The following is a 14,722-nucleotide window of genomic DNA, read 5'->3' on the forward strand; positions in this document are numbered from 1 at the left end:
CTGGGTGAACGTTTCTCCGTTCGTCGGTGGCGAGATATATGTCGGTCAGCCTCCATTTGGACCATGAACCGGACTACTCCCCGGAGTCGGTTATACCGTTCAGAGGCGTTTCCGGAAATTCCGGTATCGACCCGACAGCCGTCTCGAAGCGCTCCGAAAGAGACGACGAGAACACGCAAAACTACTGCGACGACAGACGAATCTCTCGATTTCGGCCGCCAATCTAGCGCTCTTGACAGAACTTCATCTCGCTTTTCCGCTCTCATTCGGTCCCGTTGTCGTTTTCCGCTTCGACCTGTCCAGTCAGCGCGGGCGATACGTTCGGTTTCGTCCGTTGCCGTCTGAGACGACGAGTTTGTAGTGGTCCATCTTCGAGAGGTAGTTACGAATCGTCCGCCGCGTCTTCGGGTTGTCGACGCGCTCGCAGTACCGGTCGTACAGGTCTCCCGGCCGTATCTCCCCCGCCTCGGTGAGAACGCCGTAGAGTATCCGTTGGTGGTCCGTGAACTGCTCGATGGTCTTCTGTCGTACCTCGTCCTTGCCGTCCGGAATCGATTTGTGTACGATATCCATCGAGATCTCGTCGACGCCGCGGCGAGACGCCCGGTGGGCGGCGTTCCGGAGGATACCGATAGCCACGCGAGCGTCGCCCGCCGCGGCGTCCGCGATGAGCGCGAGATGTCGTCTCTCGACGGCGCCCGCTGTCAGTCCCCATCGTGCGCGCGCAGAGAGTATCGACACCAGTTCGTCGAGTGTGTAGCGTTCGAACTGGATGCGAACGGCGCTCCGGAACCGACTGGTGAGTCGCTCGTCCATCTGGGCGAACAGTTCCGCTTCGCGGTTCGTGATGAGTACCATCGAGATATTTCGTATCCGATAGAGGTCGTACAACACGCGCCGGTCCTCTAACTGGTCGACTTCGTCGAGGATGACGACGTACTGCGGTCCGTCGTACTGTCGGAGCCGCTCTAACAATTCGTCGCGCGGAGTCGACTGTCTGTGAACGTCGGCCGCCCGGCCGATACCTTCGAGGATGCGGTAGAGGACACGAAAGCGAGTGTAATCCTCCCAACAGTTGACGTACTGCTGATTAATCTCTTCGACCGCTTCCTGTAGTCGCCCGACGGTGAAACGCGCGATACAGGTCTTTCCGGCACCGGAGGGACCGAATATGAGCGTCGTTTCGGCCGGGTGGCCCGCCATAATCGGGTCTAAAGCGTTCGACAGCACGTCCACCTCCTGTTCACGATGCTCGAGTTCTTTCGGACTGAACTCAGCTTGAAGTACTCGAGCTTCGGTAATCATGATTACACTAAGGAAGGCGTTATTGATAAAACCGCACTGGCGAGGCGACCACGTAACGCGTACCGTGTCGCTCGTAGAAAACGCGCTTCACGGCGTGATTTCGAACGTTTCGGCGTTCTCGGCACGGCTTCGAGAAGCTACCGCGAGCCGGTACCTCTCGACGACGGTGCGTTCACTCGAGTGACAACGAGAATCCCCACGCCGCCTGTTCCTCGGAGTCCATCGACTCCGAGAGCACGGTGTAGGTCGCCTCGAAGCGGAACTCGCCGACCGGGAGACAGGCATCCTCGCGGGGCGTCGCGTAGAGGTCGACCAGTTCCTCCTTCGACGCGCCGGGTTCGAGCGTGACCATCCGGTACTCCTCGGTTATCGCAATCGGTTCGGCGAGACGCCAGCACCCCGGCTCAGCGTCGTACTCGTCGCCCGTGGGCAGGAGCGTCAGGTAGTTCTCGGTGTCGGCGACGTACTGAAAGAACACGTCTCGACCCTCTCCGAGTCGGACTGTCCGGTCGCTCTCGTTGGTTATCGTCACGCGGAGTTGCGGGGGGTGTTCGTCGGTGGCGACGTCCTCGGTCAGTTCGACGCTCGGGACGACGGGGAGCTCGGGCGCGTCGTCGGTGTCGGAGATGACGACGCCCGGACCACCGGTGCCAGCCGGACGCGTGTCGCCCGAACCGCCGGAGTCGTTACCACCCGGCAGGTTGGACTCGTTTCCGTGGTTACCTGAGCCGTTGCTTCCGTTCTGGCCGTCCGAATTGCCGCCTCTGGGAGTTTCTGTGATCGACGTACAACCGGCGAGTGCCGCGATAGAGAGCATACCGGCCGCCTTCAACGTCGTTCGTCGTGTCGGGGACATACAGGTAGATTGTCCGGTGGGGAGATAACCACGGCGTAAGCACAAACGTCTCTTTGAGTCTCTGGAGGGGTGTCAGTCCCGCATGAAGACGAGCTGAATCGACTGAATAGATATCACATTGAAGTCTATCATAAAAGAGATACTCTTTATTCCCATGTTATTTTCTGTATAAACACAATAAAAATTTATTCATAACGCTGATTTAGAAGCATAGAAAGAATGCCTTCTACGCGCAATATTGACTCGTTCGCCGTCACGGTCACGCTCGTTTTCGCCCTTCTCACTGCGGCTGGCGCGGCGGATCGCTCGAAGCGACCCCAGAACCGTTAGCGACGCTCGGAAACGCGTTCGATTGCCGACCTCGACACGTCGCTATCGCTCGTGTATCGACAGCGGGGACGATTTGGAACAGAAAGGTGGGCGGGGAGTATCAGTGCAAGAACCTAACCAAACACGGTACCTTCCGCCCATCCTTTGGTACCGACCAGACAATTATCAATTTGTCGGCAAAGACCGCTGCCACGGGTCCTCCGTGATCGGAAATTGAGGTATCGACACATCGAGAACCGGGAGCGACGAAAAGCCCGTCTGCGGGGACAGAGCGATGATGGGTGCCTCTGTGATTCCAGCGTGAGATCGGCCCTCACCCCGGCAAGAGACGTGTGGAGTGGAACCATCAAAACTCTGAGCATATCCTACAACGCTGATACATGTCAGACGATGGTATCCTGCTACTCGGTCCGTAAATTTACAGTTTCGAGGCCACACCGAGAATTAGTGTTTGGTCGAGTTGGTTCTAACTCCAACTCGGTCTATGGTTCTGTCTGACGAATCGTCACCCTCGCCGCGTGATCGGCAGTAGCTTCGGGCCCGTTCGATTTCAACTATAGGTCTGTTTTTACTGCTAGAACTAACTGGTAGTTGTGATTAGAGTACTGCAACTAGTCGTTTATCGCGTCGGTTTCGGACAGTTACTTCGCTATCTAGATAGTAATCGAAAAACCGGTAACCCGCGCGGACGACGGTGCGGTATCGATCCGACTCGAAGTAGAACTCGTTCACTACCCGTTCTCCGCCGAACGTGAGCTGACACTCCACGGTAACGAACCGAAGCTACACAGTTGCGGAAAGGTAATAAACTAAGTCAAAGTTGAATCTAAGGATGTTTAACGACAACACACGCACTCGGTTCACTTCTCGCACCCGGTGCGCGTCTGGACGTCCCCGCCAGTCGCGGCGTCGTCGAAGACTACGGTGACGGCTATCCGAACCGACGCCTTCAGAGCAGAGCGGAGTTCGACTGGCCGAACGTACCGGGTCACGACGGCAGTGAGGTAGATTTCTCGACAGATATCCCAGGCCAAGATGCCGAACTCCACGACCTCGCCCACGCTATCGATTTGAGTGAGGGTTGGTACGCGCTCACGAACCCGGATCTTGACCTCGGGTTCGTACTGCGATTTCCGACAACCAATTCGAGTCACTGCGGTACTGGCAACCCTTCAGCAGATACGCCGAATCTCCGTTCTGGAGTCGAACGTATAACGTCGGACTCGAACCGACGACGGCATACCCTGGTGATACGTGTGGCCAACGCGCGTCCGGGACCATGAAGATGCCCGCTTCCGGTGAAACCGTCAAAGCCGAGTTCGTCGCTGCGACGTATGGGAGCTTATCCGCAGTCGATTCGCTCTCTACCGACGGCGTGGTCGATGGACCTACGCGGTGAGCGGTGTCCTCGTCGGAGCGGGTCGCGTCGTCCAGCAGTGTGATTCATTACCGATGGCCGTAGAGATGGTGGCGAGTGCCGAGCCATGGAGTACGAATCCACTATCTACGACGAGTTGGGCGTCCCGAACGTCGTCAACGCAGCGGGTACGAAAACGCGCATTGGCGGCAGTCGAATCCGACCGGAAGCGGTCGAGGCGATGAGTCGGGCGGCGGAGGCGTTCGTCCGCCTCTCCGATTTACAGGTCCGGGCGGGAGAACTCATCTCCGAAGTCACCGGTGCAGAGGCGGGATACGTCGGCAGCGGTGCGGCCGCCTGCATGACACTCGCGGCGGCAGCGGCGATCGCCGGCGACGACCTCGGAACGATGGCGAGGCTCCCGGAGACGGACGATGTCCCGAACGAAATCGTGATGCCTCGAACCCATCGCAACGGCTACGACCATGCATTCCGCGCCGCGGGTGCACGAATCGTCGACGTCGGTAACAACGACAACTACCTCGGAACGGGGTCGAACAGCACCGAGCCGTGGGAGATTGCCGACGCAATAACCGAAAAGACGGTCGCCGTCGGCTACATGCAGAAAGTGTACAGCACGCCGCCGTTAGAGGAAGTCGTCGAAGTAGCCCACGACCACGACGTCCCAGTCATCGTCGATGCCGCCGCCGAGGTACCGCCGCGGGAGAACCTCTCGGCGTTCGTCGAGGCGGGCGCGGATATGGTCGTCTTCAGCGGCGGGAAAGCTATCCGCGGCCCGCAGACGACAGGTATCCTCGCGGGAAAGCGCGAGTACGTCCGCTCGGCGGCGCTGCAACACCTCGACATGCACGTCGCCGAATCGGTCTGGGAACCACCGACGGAACTGTTCGACAAGGAGGCTCTCGACGGCGTTCCTCGACAAGGAATCGGGCGACCACTCAAAGTCGGTAAAGAGGAACTCGTCGGGCTCATCGCGGCGTTGGAAGCGTTCATCGACGAGGATCAGGACGCACTCACTACGGAATGGAACAACCGACTCGACATCGTCACGGGGGGTCTCGAAGGCCTCTCCGGCGTGACGACGAGACGTGAACCCGGTGGGAAGCTAATGGTTGCCCCCGAACTCTACGTCGAGATCGATCCCGAAGTGGCCGCGCTCGACGCAGTAGAGCTCGTCGGCACGCTCAGAAAGGAGAACCCACGCATCTTCGTCGGCTCAGACGACCTCCTCGACGGTGGGTTCACAGTCAACCCGATGTGTCTCTCCGACGACGGTGCAGAGTACGTCGCCGAGCGGATTCGGGACCACCTCGCGTAGTCGTGCGCCGGTAAGTTACTCGGCCGTCGGTCGACCGTCCGACTACTCGACCGCCGCGACGACCTCGATTTCGACGCCGATGTCGATGGGGAGGTCGGCGACTTCGACGGCGCTCCGGGCGGGGTACGGGTCGCTCATGTACTCGCCGTACACCTCGTTGATGGCGTCGTAGTTCGCCATGTCGGTGACGAACACCGTCGCCTTCACGACGCTGTCGAGCGAGCTCCCGCCGGCTTCGAGGACGGCGGCGACGTTGTCGAGCGTCTGTGCGGTCTGTTCGCCGATGTCGTCGCTGACGACGTCGCCGGACTCGGGGTCGACGGGACCCTGCCCGGAGACGAAGATGCGGTCGCCGTCTCGAATCGCTTGCGAGAACGGACCGATGCTGGCCGGTGCTGCGTCCGTGTGAATCTCTTCCATGCGCGTCCGTGACGAATACTCCTGTGTTCTTAGTGGTTACTCTCGCCTCCTCGCAGGCACCGCGTCTGCTAGAGCCAACCCCCTCGCACACCCACTATGACAGTTAACAGCTGTCCGCCCGAACCGGCTTCAAACCCACACATGGACCTCATGCGCTTGTTGGACGAGCTGCGCGTGCTGAGCCAGAACGGCCTCAGATACGCCGACAACCCCTACGACGAGGAGCGATACGAGCGGATACTCGAACTGACGTGTCGGTACTACGGGGAGGTACTCGACCTCCCGAGCGACGACGTCCGGGAGCGCTTCGCCGCCGAACTCGGGCACGTCACGCCGAAGGTCGGCGCAGAGGCCGCCGTGTTCGATTCGGCGGGTCGCATCCTCTTGATGCGGCGCGCCGACGACGGGACGTGGTGTCTCCCCTGCGGATGGGTCGACCCGAACGAGTCGCCGGCCGAGGCCGCGGTCCGCGAGACGCGCGAGGAGACGGGACTCGACGTCTCGGTGACCGAACTGGTCGATGTCTATCATTACGCACCGAGCGAACGGTTTGGCCCGCACGGCCGCGTCGACGTGCTCTACCGCTGTGCGGTCGAGGGCGGGTCGCTCGAACGCTCCCACGAGGGAGAGGCGCTCGACTACTGGGAGATAGCTGACGTCCCCGTCTGGCACAAGGCGCACGAAACGTACGCCAGAGCTGCGCTCGACGCGGCAACGGAGACGTTCGGCCAGCGGAGCGACTGCGAGACGAACGACTGACCCAGGAACGGGCGGAACGGCTATGTGGGTGGCTCACAACTCTCAAAGAGATGGTCCGACCGGCGTTCCAACTGTACACGCTTCGCGAGTTAGACGAACCGCTGACCGAGACGCTCCGCCGCGTCGGGGAGACGGCGTACGAAGGCGTCGAGTTCGCCGGCCTCGGCGACGAATCACCGTCTGCACTCGCTGACGTGCTCGCCGAAACCGGTCTTGCGGCAGTCGGTGCGCACGTCGGGCTCGACGCACTCGAGACGGACTACGAGGCGACAGTCGAGGCGTACCAGACGCTCGGCTGCGACCGACTCGTCGTCCCCTCGTACGGCGAGGAGGGGTTCGACTCCGCCGCGTCGGCCGCGGAGACGGCCGACGACCTATCGGCGCTGGCCGACCGCCTCGTCGACGACGGCTTCGAGGCGCACTACCACAACCACACCTACGAGTTCGCGGCGCTGGACGACGACGCGTCCTTCGACACCTCATACGACGCGTTCGCCACCCGCTCGGACGACAGCCTCGGCCTCGAGTTCGACGTCGGACTCGCGCGTCACGGCGGCGTCGACCCGGTGACGTACCTCGACCGCTACGCCGACCGACTCTCACTCGTCCACCTCACCGACACCGTGCCCGGCGACGACGATGCGCTCCACGTCGACCTCGACGAGGGCGTCGTCGACCTCGAAGCCTGCGTCGGCGCCGCCGTCACCGCGGACGCCGACTGGGTCATCCACGAGAACGGACTGACCGCCGATCCCGAGGCGACGCTCGAATCGAGCGCCGACCGAGTCCGGGAACTCATCGACGGAGCCTGACGGGCTCTCCTCGGGTCGAACCGGCGTAGCCGAAGCCGCTGACGCCGGGGTCTGGTCGGGTCACAATACTTAACATACGCGCTGTGCGACCTACGCCCATGAAACGCATCGTCGCGGTTGGAACCGAGGCGGCGGTGCGGGCGCACGCCGAACGGTACCGCCGCTTCGACGACGCGACTGTCTGCGGCGTCGTCGGTGTCGACTTCGGATCGACCGTCGACCGCAAGCGGAGCGTCGGCACCGACGACTCCGCAGCGCGAGGCGAGGCCGACGCTCTCGACGCGCCGAGATACGAGTCGCTTTTAGAGGCGCTCGGTGCGGACGTCGACGGCGTCGATATCTGCGGGCCGGGGGTATCCCACGCCGACGCGCTCGAAACCGCACTCGGAGCGGGCGTGCCAGTTCGCTGTGACCCGCCGATTGCCCTCGACGCCGAGCAGTTCGACCGACTCGTCTCGTGTGCGAGCGGGAGCGAGGGGTGGCTGGTCGCGCGCTCCCCGCACCGCTTCTCGCGGATGTACGACCGCCTCCACTCGGCCGTCGAGTCAGGCGGTATCGGCCCGATCGGCGTCGCGAGAATCGAGCGAACCGCGCCGTTCGACGGTCCCGGATGGAACGTCTCGTACGCCGAAGTCCGCGCCGTCGAGGGGCACACGGAGGCGCTCTGTTCGGTTCTCGCGCACGACGTCGACGTGTTGGAGTGGACGTTCGGGCCCGTCGAACGCGTGTTCGTCCGGGCGCGAGAGAGCGAGCGATGCGACCACGCTCACGCGGTGTTCGCGTTTCGGGAGGGCGGCCGAGCAACCGTCGAGATACGGTGGCATCGGACGGAGACGCCCACTCCACGCATCGGCGTCGAGTACAGCGGCAAGCACGGCCGACTCGACTTCGACGAGGACGACGCGTCGACCGCGTTCCGAGCGGGAACGACGCCGCTTGCGGTCGACCCCCCGGAGGACGACTGTCGGGGACGGGCACTCCGGGCGTTCCTCGACCGCCTCGGAGGAACCGAAGCGCCGCCGACGAACGTCGCGCCGGCGTCGCCCTCGCGCGTCGTCGTCGCCGCACGCCGCTCCGCCGTCGAGAACCGACCGATCACGCTCACGGAGGAGTCGCCGTGACCGTCGATGTCGGCATCTGTTCGACCGCTCACGTCAACGCCGAGGTGTACGCGGCGTTGCTCTCGAAGCTCCCGTCGGCCAACCTCGTCGGCATCTCGGGGCGGAACGCCGAGCGAACGCGCCGACGTGCCGACGCGGTCGGAACGGCCGCGATGTCGCACTCCGAGCTGATGCGGGCGGTTGACGGCGTCGTCGTCTGTTCGCCGACCGCCGACCACGACGAGTTGATCGACCTCGCGCTCCGACACGACGTCGCCGTCCTCTGTGAGAAGCCGCTCGAGACGTCGCTGCCGGCGGCGAAGTCGATCCGGGATCGCTGCGCGGAGCGCGACGTGGTGACGAAGATGGCGATGCCGATACGGTTCAGTCGGCCGATGCAGCGGTTCAAGGAGCACTACGAGGCGGGAGCGGTCGGCGACCTCCTCGCGGTGTCCGGGGTCAACCGCGGGAGGATGCCCGGCGGTTGGTTCGTCGACCCGGAACTCGCCGGCGGCGGGGCCGTCGCCGACCACACGGACCACATTGTGGATATCGTCCGATGGATCACCGGCGAAGAGGTGACAGAGGTGTACGCCGAGACGGACACACGATTCTACGATATTCCGGTCGAAGACGTGAACCTGCTATCGATGACGCTCTCGAACGGCGCGTCGTTCCTCCTCGACGGGTCGTGGAGCACGCCGCAGAAGAGTCCCTTCTGGGGTGACGCCGAAGTGGAACTCGTCGGGTCGAAGGAGACGCTGTCGGCGGACTGCTTCGGCTATCGATACAGCCACGTCAGAGACATCGGCCACGGTACCCACAACGAGTCAATCTACTGGGGTGCAGACCCGAACAACGCGTTGCTTCGGGAGTTCGTCGCAGCGATACGGGGCGAATCGACGGTTGCGGCGTCGTTCGACGACGCCGTCCGGACCGCCGCCGTCATCGCTGCCGCCTACAAGTCCGTCGAACGGGGCGAACCGGTCGACGTGACCTACTGACCTGCGTCGGTCGTCGCGTGCGGTCGGTTACTCTGACTCGTCGCCGCTTCTGCGTTCGATTTCGGTGCACTCAGTTCGTCGTCGACGTGAGTTCGCTCGCCTCCACGTCGACGGGTTCGGTCCGATTAGCGGATTCGTACGCGGCCTCAACGACGGCCACATCGCCGACGGCGTCGGCACCCGTCTTCATCGGCGGACGGTCGTCGGCGACGGCTTCGACGAAGTCTGTGATTAGTCCCTCGTCGGGATTCGACCCCCAAAACACCGACTGAATACCGGGGTCGCCGGTGTCGCGCGTCTGCTTTAATTTCTGGTCGAAGCAGTCGATAGAGACGACGCCCTCTGTGCCGACGAGTCGGAGCGTCGCGTCGCCCCAGAAGTCCCACTGGTCGGGCTTGCTCCACGATCCGTCGAGGACGAACTCCGTTCCGTCGGTGAGGGTCATCGATAGCAGGTTGAGGTCCTCTACGGGCACGTCGTTGAACCGGGTGTCCGTCTCGGCGTACACCTCGCGGACGTCTTCGCCCGTTATCCACCGGACGATGTCGACGATGTGCACCGAGTGGTCCATCACGGCCCCGCCGCCGGACTCGTCCTCGTCGACGAACCAACTGCCGGGCATCTGCCCTCGGTTGGTTCCGCTGAGGAATCGAATTTCGCCGAGTGCACCGTTCTCGACGGCCGTCTTTGCGTTCCGAACCGGTTGGTTGAAACGAAGCGGCATTGCGACGCCGAGGTGTACGTCCGCGTGACGGCAGATGTCGACCATCTGCTGTGCATCGTCGACGCTCGGCGCGAGAGGTTTCTCGCAGAGCACGTCAACGCCGGCGTTGGCGGCGCGCCGGACCCACGCGAGGTGGTCGGCGTTCGTCGAGCAGACGACGACGCCGTCGACGCCGTCGAGCAGCGCGTCGGGGTCGAAGTAGTCGACGCCGTACTCGTCGGCCTTCGCACGACCCTCGGCGACTCGCTCCTCCGACTCGGTGACGCCGACGAACTCGGTGTTCGGAAGGTCGTTCAGACAGGCAGCATAGGAGTCTGCGTGCAGGTGTGCGACCGAACAGAGACCGATTCGAACCGTCACGCTCGCACCTCCGCGGGCGACACTGGTTCACCGCGCTCGCTGGATTCGATGGCCGCGAGCGCGACTCTGACCGCCTCCCGAGCGTCGTTCGGTGAGATGTCTGGGTCCTTGCCGTTCTCTACGCAGTCGAGGAAGTGTTCGAGCTCGGCCGTGTACGGGCTCTTCGCCAGCGGGCTCTCGGGCGCGTTCGCCCCCTCCGCACCGCCGGAGACCCGTACGGCGTTCTCGTCGCGGGCATCGAACTCCAACATCCCCTCGTCGCCGGCGAGCTCGTAGCTGGTGATGAACGGCGAGCCCTCGGGGTACCCCCACGAGGCTTCGACGTGACCGACCGCCCCATCCTCGAAGCGCAGAACGACCGACGAGTGCTGGTTGAGATGGCCGTCGTCCCACTCGGCGGTCCGGGCGAACACTCGCTCGACCTCGCCAGCGACCCAGCGCAGGTAGTCGAAGTCGTGAATCGCCATGTCGAGCAGGACGCCGCCGCTTTGAGCCTTGTCGCCGAACCAGGAGTTGCTCCCATACCGCGGCGGCGACGAGAGCCGTTCGGTGTGTAACGTTCCCGGCGTCCCGATCTCGCCCGCGTCGATGCGTCGCTTCGCCTCGGCGTACTCGGGGAAGTACCGCAGGACGTGTCCTGTCATGAAGGTGATTCCGGACTCCTCAACCGCGTCGACGACGGCGTCGGCGTCCTCGACGGTCCGGGCGAGCGGTTTCTCACAGAACGTATCGAGGCCGCGAGCGGCGGCGGCCTCGACGAGTGGCCTGTGCGTCGGCGTCGGTGTACAGATATCGACGACGGTTATGTCGGCGTCGTCCATCATCTCCTCGGCGTGGGCGTACACGTCGGCATCCGGCGCGTGCTCCGCCGCAAACTCCGCTCGGTTCTCGCCAAGCGACGCGACTGCGGCGACCTCCGCGCCAGCTATCTCTTGGTAGCTGTTAGCATGAGTCGTGGCCATGAAGCCACTCCCCACTAACCCGATTCGTTGCATCACCTCGAAAGTGCGGAACTATGATTATTAAAACTTCTGTGTCGGCAACTCACACCTAAATGTTCGACCAGGTGGTGTTCGTCTCGGAGGTAAAGCCCGTCCCGGCGAATCGGTCGCTCTCGTCGAACACCGACCGAATGACCGAGGGGTCCTCGAGCAGTCTGTGACGGAGGAAGCTCCCGCGGCCGCGTCCGCCCCCGGTCCGGGTGATTTCGAGCACCTCGAGAAACTCCCACTCGCGCAGCAGGTCGTGGACGCGGCGTTTAGAGAGCGCATCGAGACTGACCTCGGCGCAGATGTCCTCGTAGGCGGCGTACACGTCAGTGGTCTCGAACGTCCGCGTCTTCTCAACGAGTGCCAGCGAGACGACGGCCAACAGCGTCGCCTTCTGTTGGGTGGTCGCACCCGCCAGCAACGCCTCGACGCGGTCTCGTTCGGCCACGCTGTCGGCGCGTCGAACGTGGTCGACGGTAATAGCGTCGGCATCGTCGAACGCGGCAAGTTCACCGGCGTGCCGCAACAGGTTGATCGCTCTCCGCGCGTCGCCGTGTTCCTCGGCGGCGAGCGAGGCGCACTCCGAAATCACGTCGTCCGAGAGCGTCTCGCTCTCGAAGGCGTCGGCTCGACTTCGGATTATCTCCCGAAGCGCCCGGCGGTCGTACGGTGTGAAGACGATTTCGCGCTCCTGCAGGCTGCTTTTGACCCGCTCCCGCAGTCGGTCTCGGTACTTTATCTTGTTACTGATACCGACGACGCCCACCGAACAGGTGTCGAGTTTCCCCGTCTCCGCCGCGCGCGATAGCTGCATGAGCAGGTCGTCGTTCGCTAATCGGTCTATCTCGTCAAGGACCACGAGTGCCACGTCGAAGCGAGCGTCGAGTACTTGCCAGAGGAGACGGTAGTAGCGCGAGCGCCCGAGTCCGGTCTCCGGAACGGTGAAGCTGGTCGTGTCGGGATCGTTCAGCGCCCGCACGATCGCCCTGACCGCCCGGGTCTCGGTGTCATCCTGCGAGCAGTCGACGACGACGCGGCCGACCGCGACACCGTTCTCCGCCGCCGCTTCGACGATTCGGGCCGTCGCGTACCGCGCACAGAGCGACTTGCCGGTGCCGGTCTTCCCGTAAAGGAACACGTTACTCGGCGTCCCGCCCATGACGGCGGGGTTGAGCGCGGTTGCGAGGCGTCGAATCTCATCGTTACGGGCGACGATGTTGTCGGGCCTCGGGACGTAGCCGACGTCCAGTCGCCCCTTCTCCGAGAAGATTCTGTCTCGAGCGCCGAAGGCATCTCCGAGGGCTCCCGCGTTCTCGACCGATTCGTCGTCCCATGTCATGCGGTAACAGTACCAGTACGTCGTTCATAAACGCATCGGGAAGTTGGCAGCCCGAAGCGTTCGGCGGAACCCGGAAAACGGAGAAACGAGCCGACACGAATCAAAGCGACTGAGTTGCACGCTGTAGCCTTCGCCTTGCCGAATGATGACCCCCACCCCCCACGTTTCACCTGAAAACCATTACGGACATAGAGCTGTCACGGCTAGTAAGACAATCACTCTCATGAATTTTACTCGATTCTCGGTGAATTACAGCTGCAGGCGTCCACGAGAGCGGCGGCTCGCCGACTCTCGATCGGCTGAACACCGCAGAAAGGGATGGACCGGCTCAGTCGAGGTACTCGTCTGCGCTCTTGTGGAGGGCGACGAATCCCTCGGCGAACTCCGCACCCCTGGTTCGGCCGAGCACTCGCGCTTCGGCGCGGACCCCTTCGACGAGTCCGTCGAATTCGGCGTCTATGCCACCGTGCTCCTCGAGCCACTCGACTTGCGACTCGTGTTCGAGGATGGCGTCTTCTTTCGTCGACTGATAGTCGCCGATGTCGACGTACGTCTCGGGCTCGAACGAGGACGTCGGCTTCCCGAAGTAGTAGACGTTCCGCGGTCCCCACGGCTCGTACTCGGTCTCCAGAAGCGGGAGCGAACACATGTAGTACGCGTCGGTCACCAGCCTCGACGTTGCTCGGTGGTCTGGGTGCATGTCGTCGCGGTAGTGGGTGAGTACGATGTCCGGGCGGTGCTCGCGCAGCACGTCGACGAGCTGGAGCCGGTTCTCCATCGAGTAGGTCACGCGTCCATCCTCGAAGTCGAGGAACACCGCCTCCGCACCGAGGGTCTTCGCGGCCTCCTCGGCCTCGCGCTCGCGCGTCGCCGCGACTTCAGCTTCGGTAGTGTCGAAACCGCCGTACTCGCCGCGGGTCATGTAGACGATGGTGACGTCGTCGCCGCGGTCGGCGTGCTTTGCGAGCGTGCCGCCGCAGAAGATGTCGGCGTCGTCGGGATGTGCGACTACTGCTGTGAGATGCATACACACGTCAGTCAGGCAAGCCGATATTAAGCGTTGCGCCGGGATCGCCGCCGAAGGTGTCGTCAGTCGTCGTGCGCGCCACTGGCCGTTTCCCGCACCGAGGTGGGCGCTCGACTACGAAAAGAGGTGTTCGAGGTCGCCGCGCACCCGCGGCGGCATCCGCTCGGGCGCGGTCCGGTACGGCGGGACCTCGGCGGTCACCCAATCGTCGTAGCCGACGTCCGCGAGCGCGTCGCCGACGGCACCCCAGTCGACGTCGCCTTCCAGCGGATAGGTGAAGCCGTCGATGGTGTCGATATCGGTTTGGTAGTCTTTCACGTGGACGCGCTCGATTCGGTCGCCGAGAATTCGAATCCACTGCTCGGGACGGCCGAACCGCCTGACGTTTCCGACGTCGAAGTACGCGCCGACCGGACCGGCCGACGACGCCTCGTCGACGAACTCGGCGAACTCCAGCGGCGAGAGCAGGAAGTCGTTCCAAACGTTCTCGACGCAGACGGTCACGTCGTGCTCGGCACCGACCGACGCGAGCTGACGCACCGACTCCAGCGCCCGATCGTAGGCGTCGTCGTACCGCGTCTCCTCGTCGACGATAGCTGGGACGACGAGGACCGCGCCGGCGTCGAACGCGTCCGCGAGCGTAATCATCCGCTCACCCGCCTCGATTCCGGCCGCTCGCGTCTCCTCGTCCGCGCTCGACAGCTGCCGCTCCCAGTGCAGCGTCGTCGAGACGGCGGGGACCTCGAGTCCGGAGGCGTCGATTCGGTCGACGAGTTCGTCGACCGTTTCGTCGTCCCACAGTGGCCCGTCGGCGGTCAGATTCGGTTCGATGCCGTCGTAGCCCGCCGCCGCGACCAGGTCGACGTTCGCTTCGAGGCGTTGCTCGGGAAACCCCATCTGGTTGAGTGCGAACCTCATGCACAGCAGTTCCCGTCCGCGGTGATTTATAGATTCGCGTGGCGGTCCGTCGTCGGACTCCGCCGGTGCTTGCCACGGGTCAT

At 63.4% G+C, this 14,722-nt stretch carries 14 protein-coding genes; 5 read left to right on the top strand and 9 right to left on the bottom strand.

What is annotated here, in order from left to right; all coding sequences use genetic code 11:
* Positions 1–303 precede the first annotated feature (303 nt).
* The 3 genes from LAQ73_RS16890 to LAQ73_RS16900 all read right to left on the bottom strand — a co-directional run bounded on the left by LAQ73_RS16890 (position 304) and on the right by LAQ73_RS16900 (position 3,540).
* On the bottom strand, positions 304–1,305 hold the full coding sequence (locus LAQ73_RS16890; RefSeq protein ID WP_224270863.1) for a Cdc6/Cdc18 family protein: 1,002 nt from the start codon (positions 1,303–1,305) through the stop codon (positions 304–306).
* A 172-nt stretch (positions 1,306–1,477) separates the two neighbouring features.
* Positions 1,478–2,161: a hypothetical protein gene (locus tag LAQ73_RS16895; RefSeq protein WP_224270864.1), complete on the bottom strand. Its 684-nt coding sequence runs from the start codon at positions 2,159–2,161 to the stop codon at positions 1,478–1,480.
* A gap of 1,190 nt (positions 2,162–3,351) precedes the next feature.
* Entirely contained in the window at positions 3,352–3,540 is a 189-nt protein-coding gene (locus tag LAQ73_RS16900) for a hypothetical protein (RefSeq protein WP_224270865.1), read from the bottom strand.
* A gap of 435 nt (positions 3,541–3,975) precedes the next feature.
* Between LAQ73_RS16900 and LAQ73_RS16905 the strand changes: the two genes are divergently transcribed.
* Positions 3,976–5,187, top strand: coding sequence for an aminotransferase class V-fold PLP-dependent enzyme (locus tag LAQ73_RS16905; protein WP_224270866.1), 1,212 nt, complete (start codon positions 3,976–3,978; stop codon positions 5,185–5,187).
* 42 nt (positions 5,188–5,229) lie between these two features.
* Here LAQ73_RS16905 and LAQ73_RS16910 read toward each other — a convergent pair whose 3' ends face one another.
* Positions 5,230–5,607: a Rid family detoxifying hydrolase gene (locus LAQ73_RS16910; protein ID WP_224270867.1), complete on the bottom strand. Its 378-nt coding sequence runs from the start codon at positions 5,605–5,607 to the stop codon at positions 5,230–5,232.
* Positions 5,608–5,748: 141 nt separating this feature from the next.
* Between LAQ73_RS16910 and LAQ73_RS16915 the strand changes: the two genes are divergently transcribed.
* The 4 genes from LAQ73_RS16915 (at position 5,749) to LAQ73_RS16930 (ending at position 9,282) form a co-directional block, all read left to right on the top strand.
* Positions 5,749–6,366, top strand: a complete 618-nt coding sequence (locus tag LAQ73_RS16915; protein ID WP_224270868.1) for an NUDIX hydrolase N-terminal domain-containing protein — start codon at positions 5,749–5,751, stop codon at positions 6,364–6,366.
* 50 nt (positions 6,367–6,416) lie between these two features.
* Complete coding sequence (locus LAQ73_RS16920; RefSeq protein WP_224270869.1) at positions 6,417–7,178, top strand: sugar phosphate isomerase/epimerase family protein; 762 nt, start codon at positions 6,417–6,419, stop codon at positions 7,176–7,178.
* Between the two features lie 98 nt (positions 7,179–7,276).
* Entirely contained in the window at positions 7,277–8,299 is a 1,023-nt protein-coding gene (locus tag LAQ73_RS16925; RefSeq protein WP_224270870.1) for a Gfo/Idh/MocA family protein, read from the top strand.
* The gene (locus tag LAQ73_RS16930) at positions 8,296–9,282 is read left to right on the top strand and encodes a Gfo/Idh/MocA family protein (protein ID WP_224270871.1); all 987 of its coding nucleotides are present in this window, start codon (positions 8,296–8,298) and stop codon (positions 9,280–9,282) included. Before LAQ73_RS16925 ends, LAQ73_RS16930 begins: the two co-directional genes overlap by 4 nt.
* 70 nt (positions 9,283–9,352) lie before the next feature.
* On the opposite strand, the gene LAQ73_RS16935 is transcribed toward LAQ73_RS16930, so the two are convergent.
* The 5 genes from LAQ73_RS16935 to LAQ73_RS16955 all read right to left on the bottom strand — a co-directional run bounded on the left by LAQ73_RS16935 (position 9,353) and on the right by LAQ73_RS16955 (position 14,639).
* Positions 9,353–10,366 carry a Gfo/Idh/MocA family protein gene (locus LAQ73_RS16935; protein WP_224270872.1) on the bottom strand — a complete coding sequence of 338 codons (1,014 nt, stop codon included), beginning with the start codon at positions 10,364–10,366 and terminating at the stop codon, positions 9,353–9,355.
* On the bottom strand, positions 10,363–11,361 hold the full coding sequence (locus LAQ73_RS16940; protein WP_224270873.1) for a Gfo/Idh/MocA family protein: 999 nt from the start codon (positions 11,359–11,361) through the stop codon (positions 10,363–10,365). Before LAQ73_RS16940 ends, LAQ73_RS16935 begins: the two co-directional genes overlap by 4 nt.
* A gap of 55 nt (positions 11,362–11,416) precedes the next feature.
* Positions 11,417–12,694, bottom strand: coding sequence for a Cdc6/Cdc18 family protein (locus tag LAQ73_RS16945; protein ID WP_224270874.1), 1,278 nt, complete (start codon positions 12,692–12,694; stop codon positions 11,417–11,419).
* A 328-nt stretch (positions 12,695–13,022) separates the two neighbouring features.
* Positions 13,023–13,721: a PIG-L deacetylase family protein gene (locus LAQ73_RS16950; protein WP_224270875.1), complete on the bottom strand. Its 699-nt coding sequence runs from the start codon at positions 13,719–13,721 to the stop codon at positions 13,023–13,025.
* 114 nt (positions 13,722–13,835) lie between these two features.
* On the bottom strand, positions 13,836–14,639 hold the full coding sequence (locus LAQ73_RS16955; RefSeq protein WP_224270876.1) for a sugar phosphate isomerase/epimerase family protein: 804 nt from the start codon (positions 14,637–14,639) through the stop codon (positions 13,836–13,838).
* Between the last annotated feature and the right edge of the window lie 83 nt (positions 14,640–14,722).

The sequence above is a fragment of the Haloprofundus salinisoli genome, from assembly GCF_020097815.1.
Classification (GTDB): domain Archaea; phylum Halobacteriota; class Halobacteria; order Halobacteriales; family Haloferacaceae; genus Haloprofundus; species Haloprofundus salinisoli.

Excerpts from the sequence above, each read along its gene's own strand:
- LAQ73_RS16945 (WP_224270874.1), bottom strand. The coding sequence starts at position 12,694 with ATGACATGGGACGACGAATCGGTCGAGAACGCGGGAGCCCTCGGAGAT.
- LAQ73_RS16955 (WP_224270876.1), bottom strand. The coding sequence starts at position 14,639 with ATGAGGTTCGCACTCAACCAGATGGGGTTTCCCGAGCAACGCCTCGAA.
- LAQ73_RS16940 (WP_224270873.1), bottom strand. The coding sequence starts at position 11,361 with ATGCAACGAATCGGGTTAGTGGGGAGTGGCTTCATGGCCACGACTCAT.
- LAQ73_RS16915 (WP_224270868.1), top strand. The coding sequence starts at position 5,749 with ATGGACCTCATGCGCTTGTTGGACGAGCTGCGCGTGCTGAGCCAGAAC.
- LAQ73_RS16890 (WP_224270863.1), bottom strand. The coding sequence starts at position 1,305 with ATGATTACCGAAGCTCGAGTACTTCAAGCTGAGTTCAGTCCGAAAGAA.
- LAQ73_RS16910 (WP_224270867.1), bottom strand. The coding sequence starts at position 5,607 with ATGGAAGAGATTCACACGGACGCAGCACCGGCCAGCATCGGTCCGTTC.
- LAQ73_RS16905 (WP_224270866.1), top strand. The coding sequence starts at position 3,976 with ATGGAGTACGAATCCACTATCTACGACGAGTTGGGCGTCCCGAACGTC.
- LAQ73_RS16925 (WP_224270870.1), top strand. The coding sequence starts at position 7,277 with ATGAAACGCATCGTCGCGGTTGGAACCGAGGCGGCGGTGCGGGCGCAC.
- LAQ73_RS16895 (WP_224270864.1), bottom strand. The coding sequence starts at position 2,161 with ATGTCCCCGACACGACGAACGACGTTGAAGGCGGCCGGTATGCTCTCT.
- LAQ73_RS16950 (WP_224270875.1), bottom strand. The coding sequence starts at position 13,721 with ATGCATCTCACAGCAGTAGTCGCACATCCCGACGACGCCGACATCTTC.
- LAQ73_RS16920 (WP_224270869.1), top strand. The coding sequence starts at position 6,417 with ATGGTCCGACCGGCGTTCCAACTGTACACGCTTCGCGAGTTAGACGAA.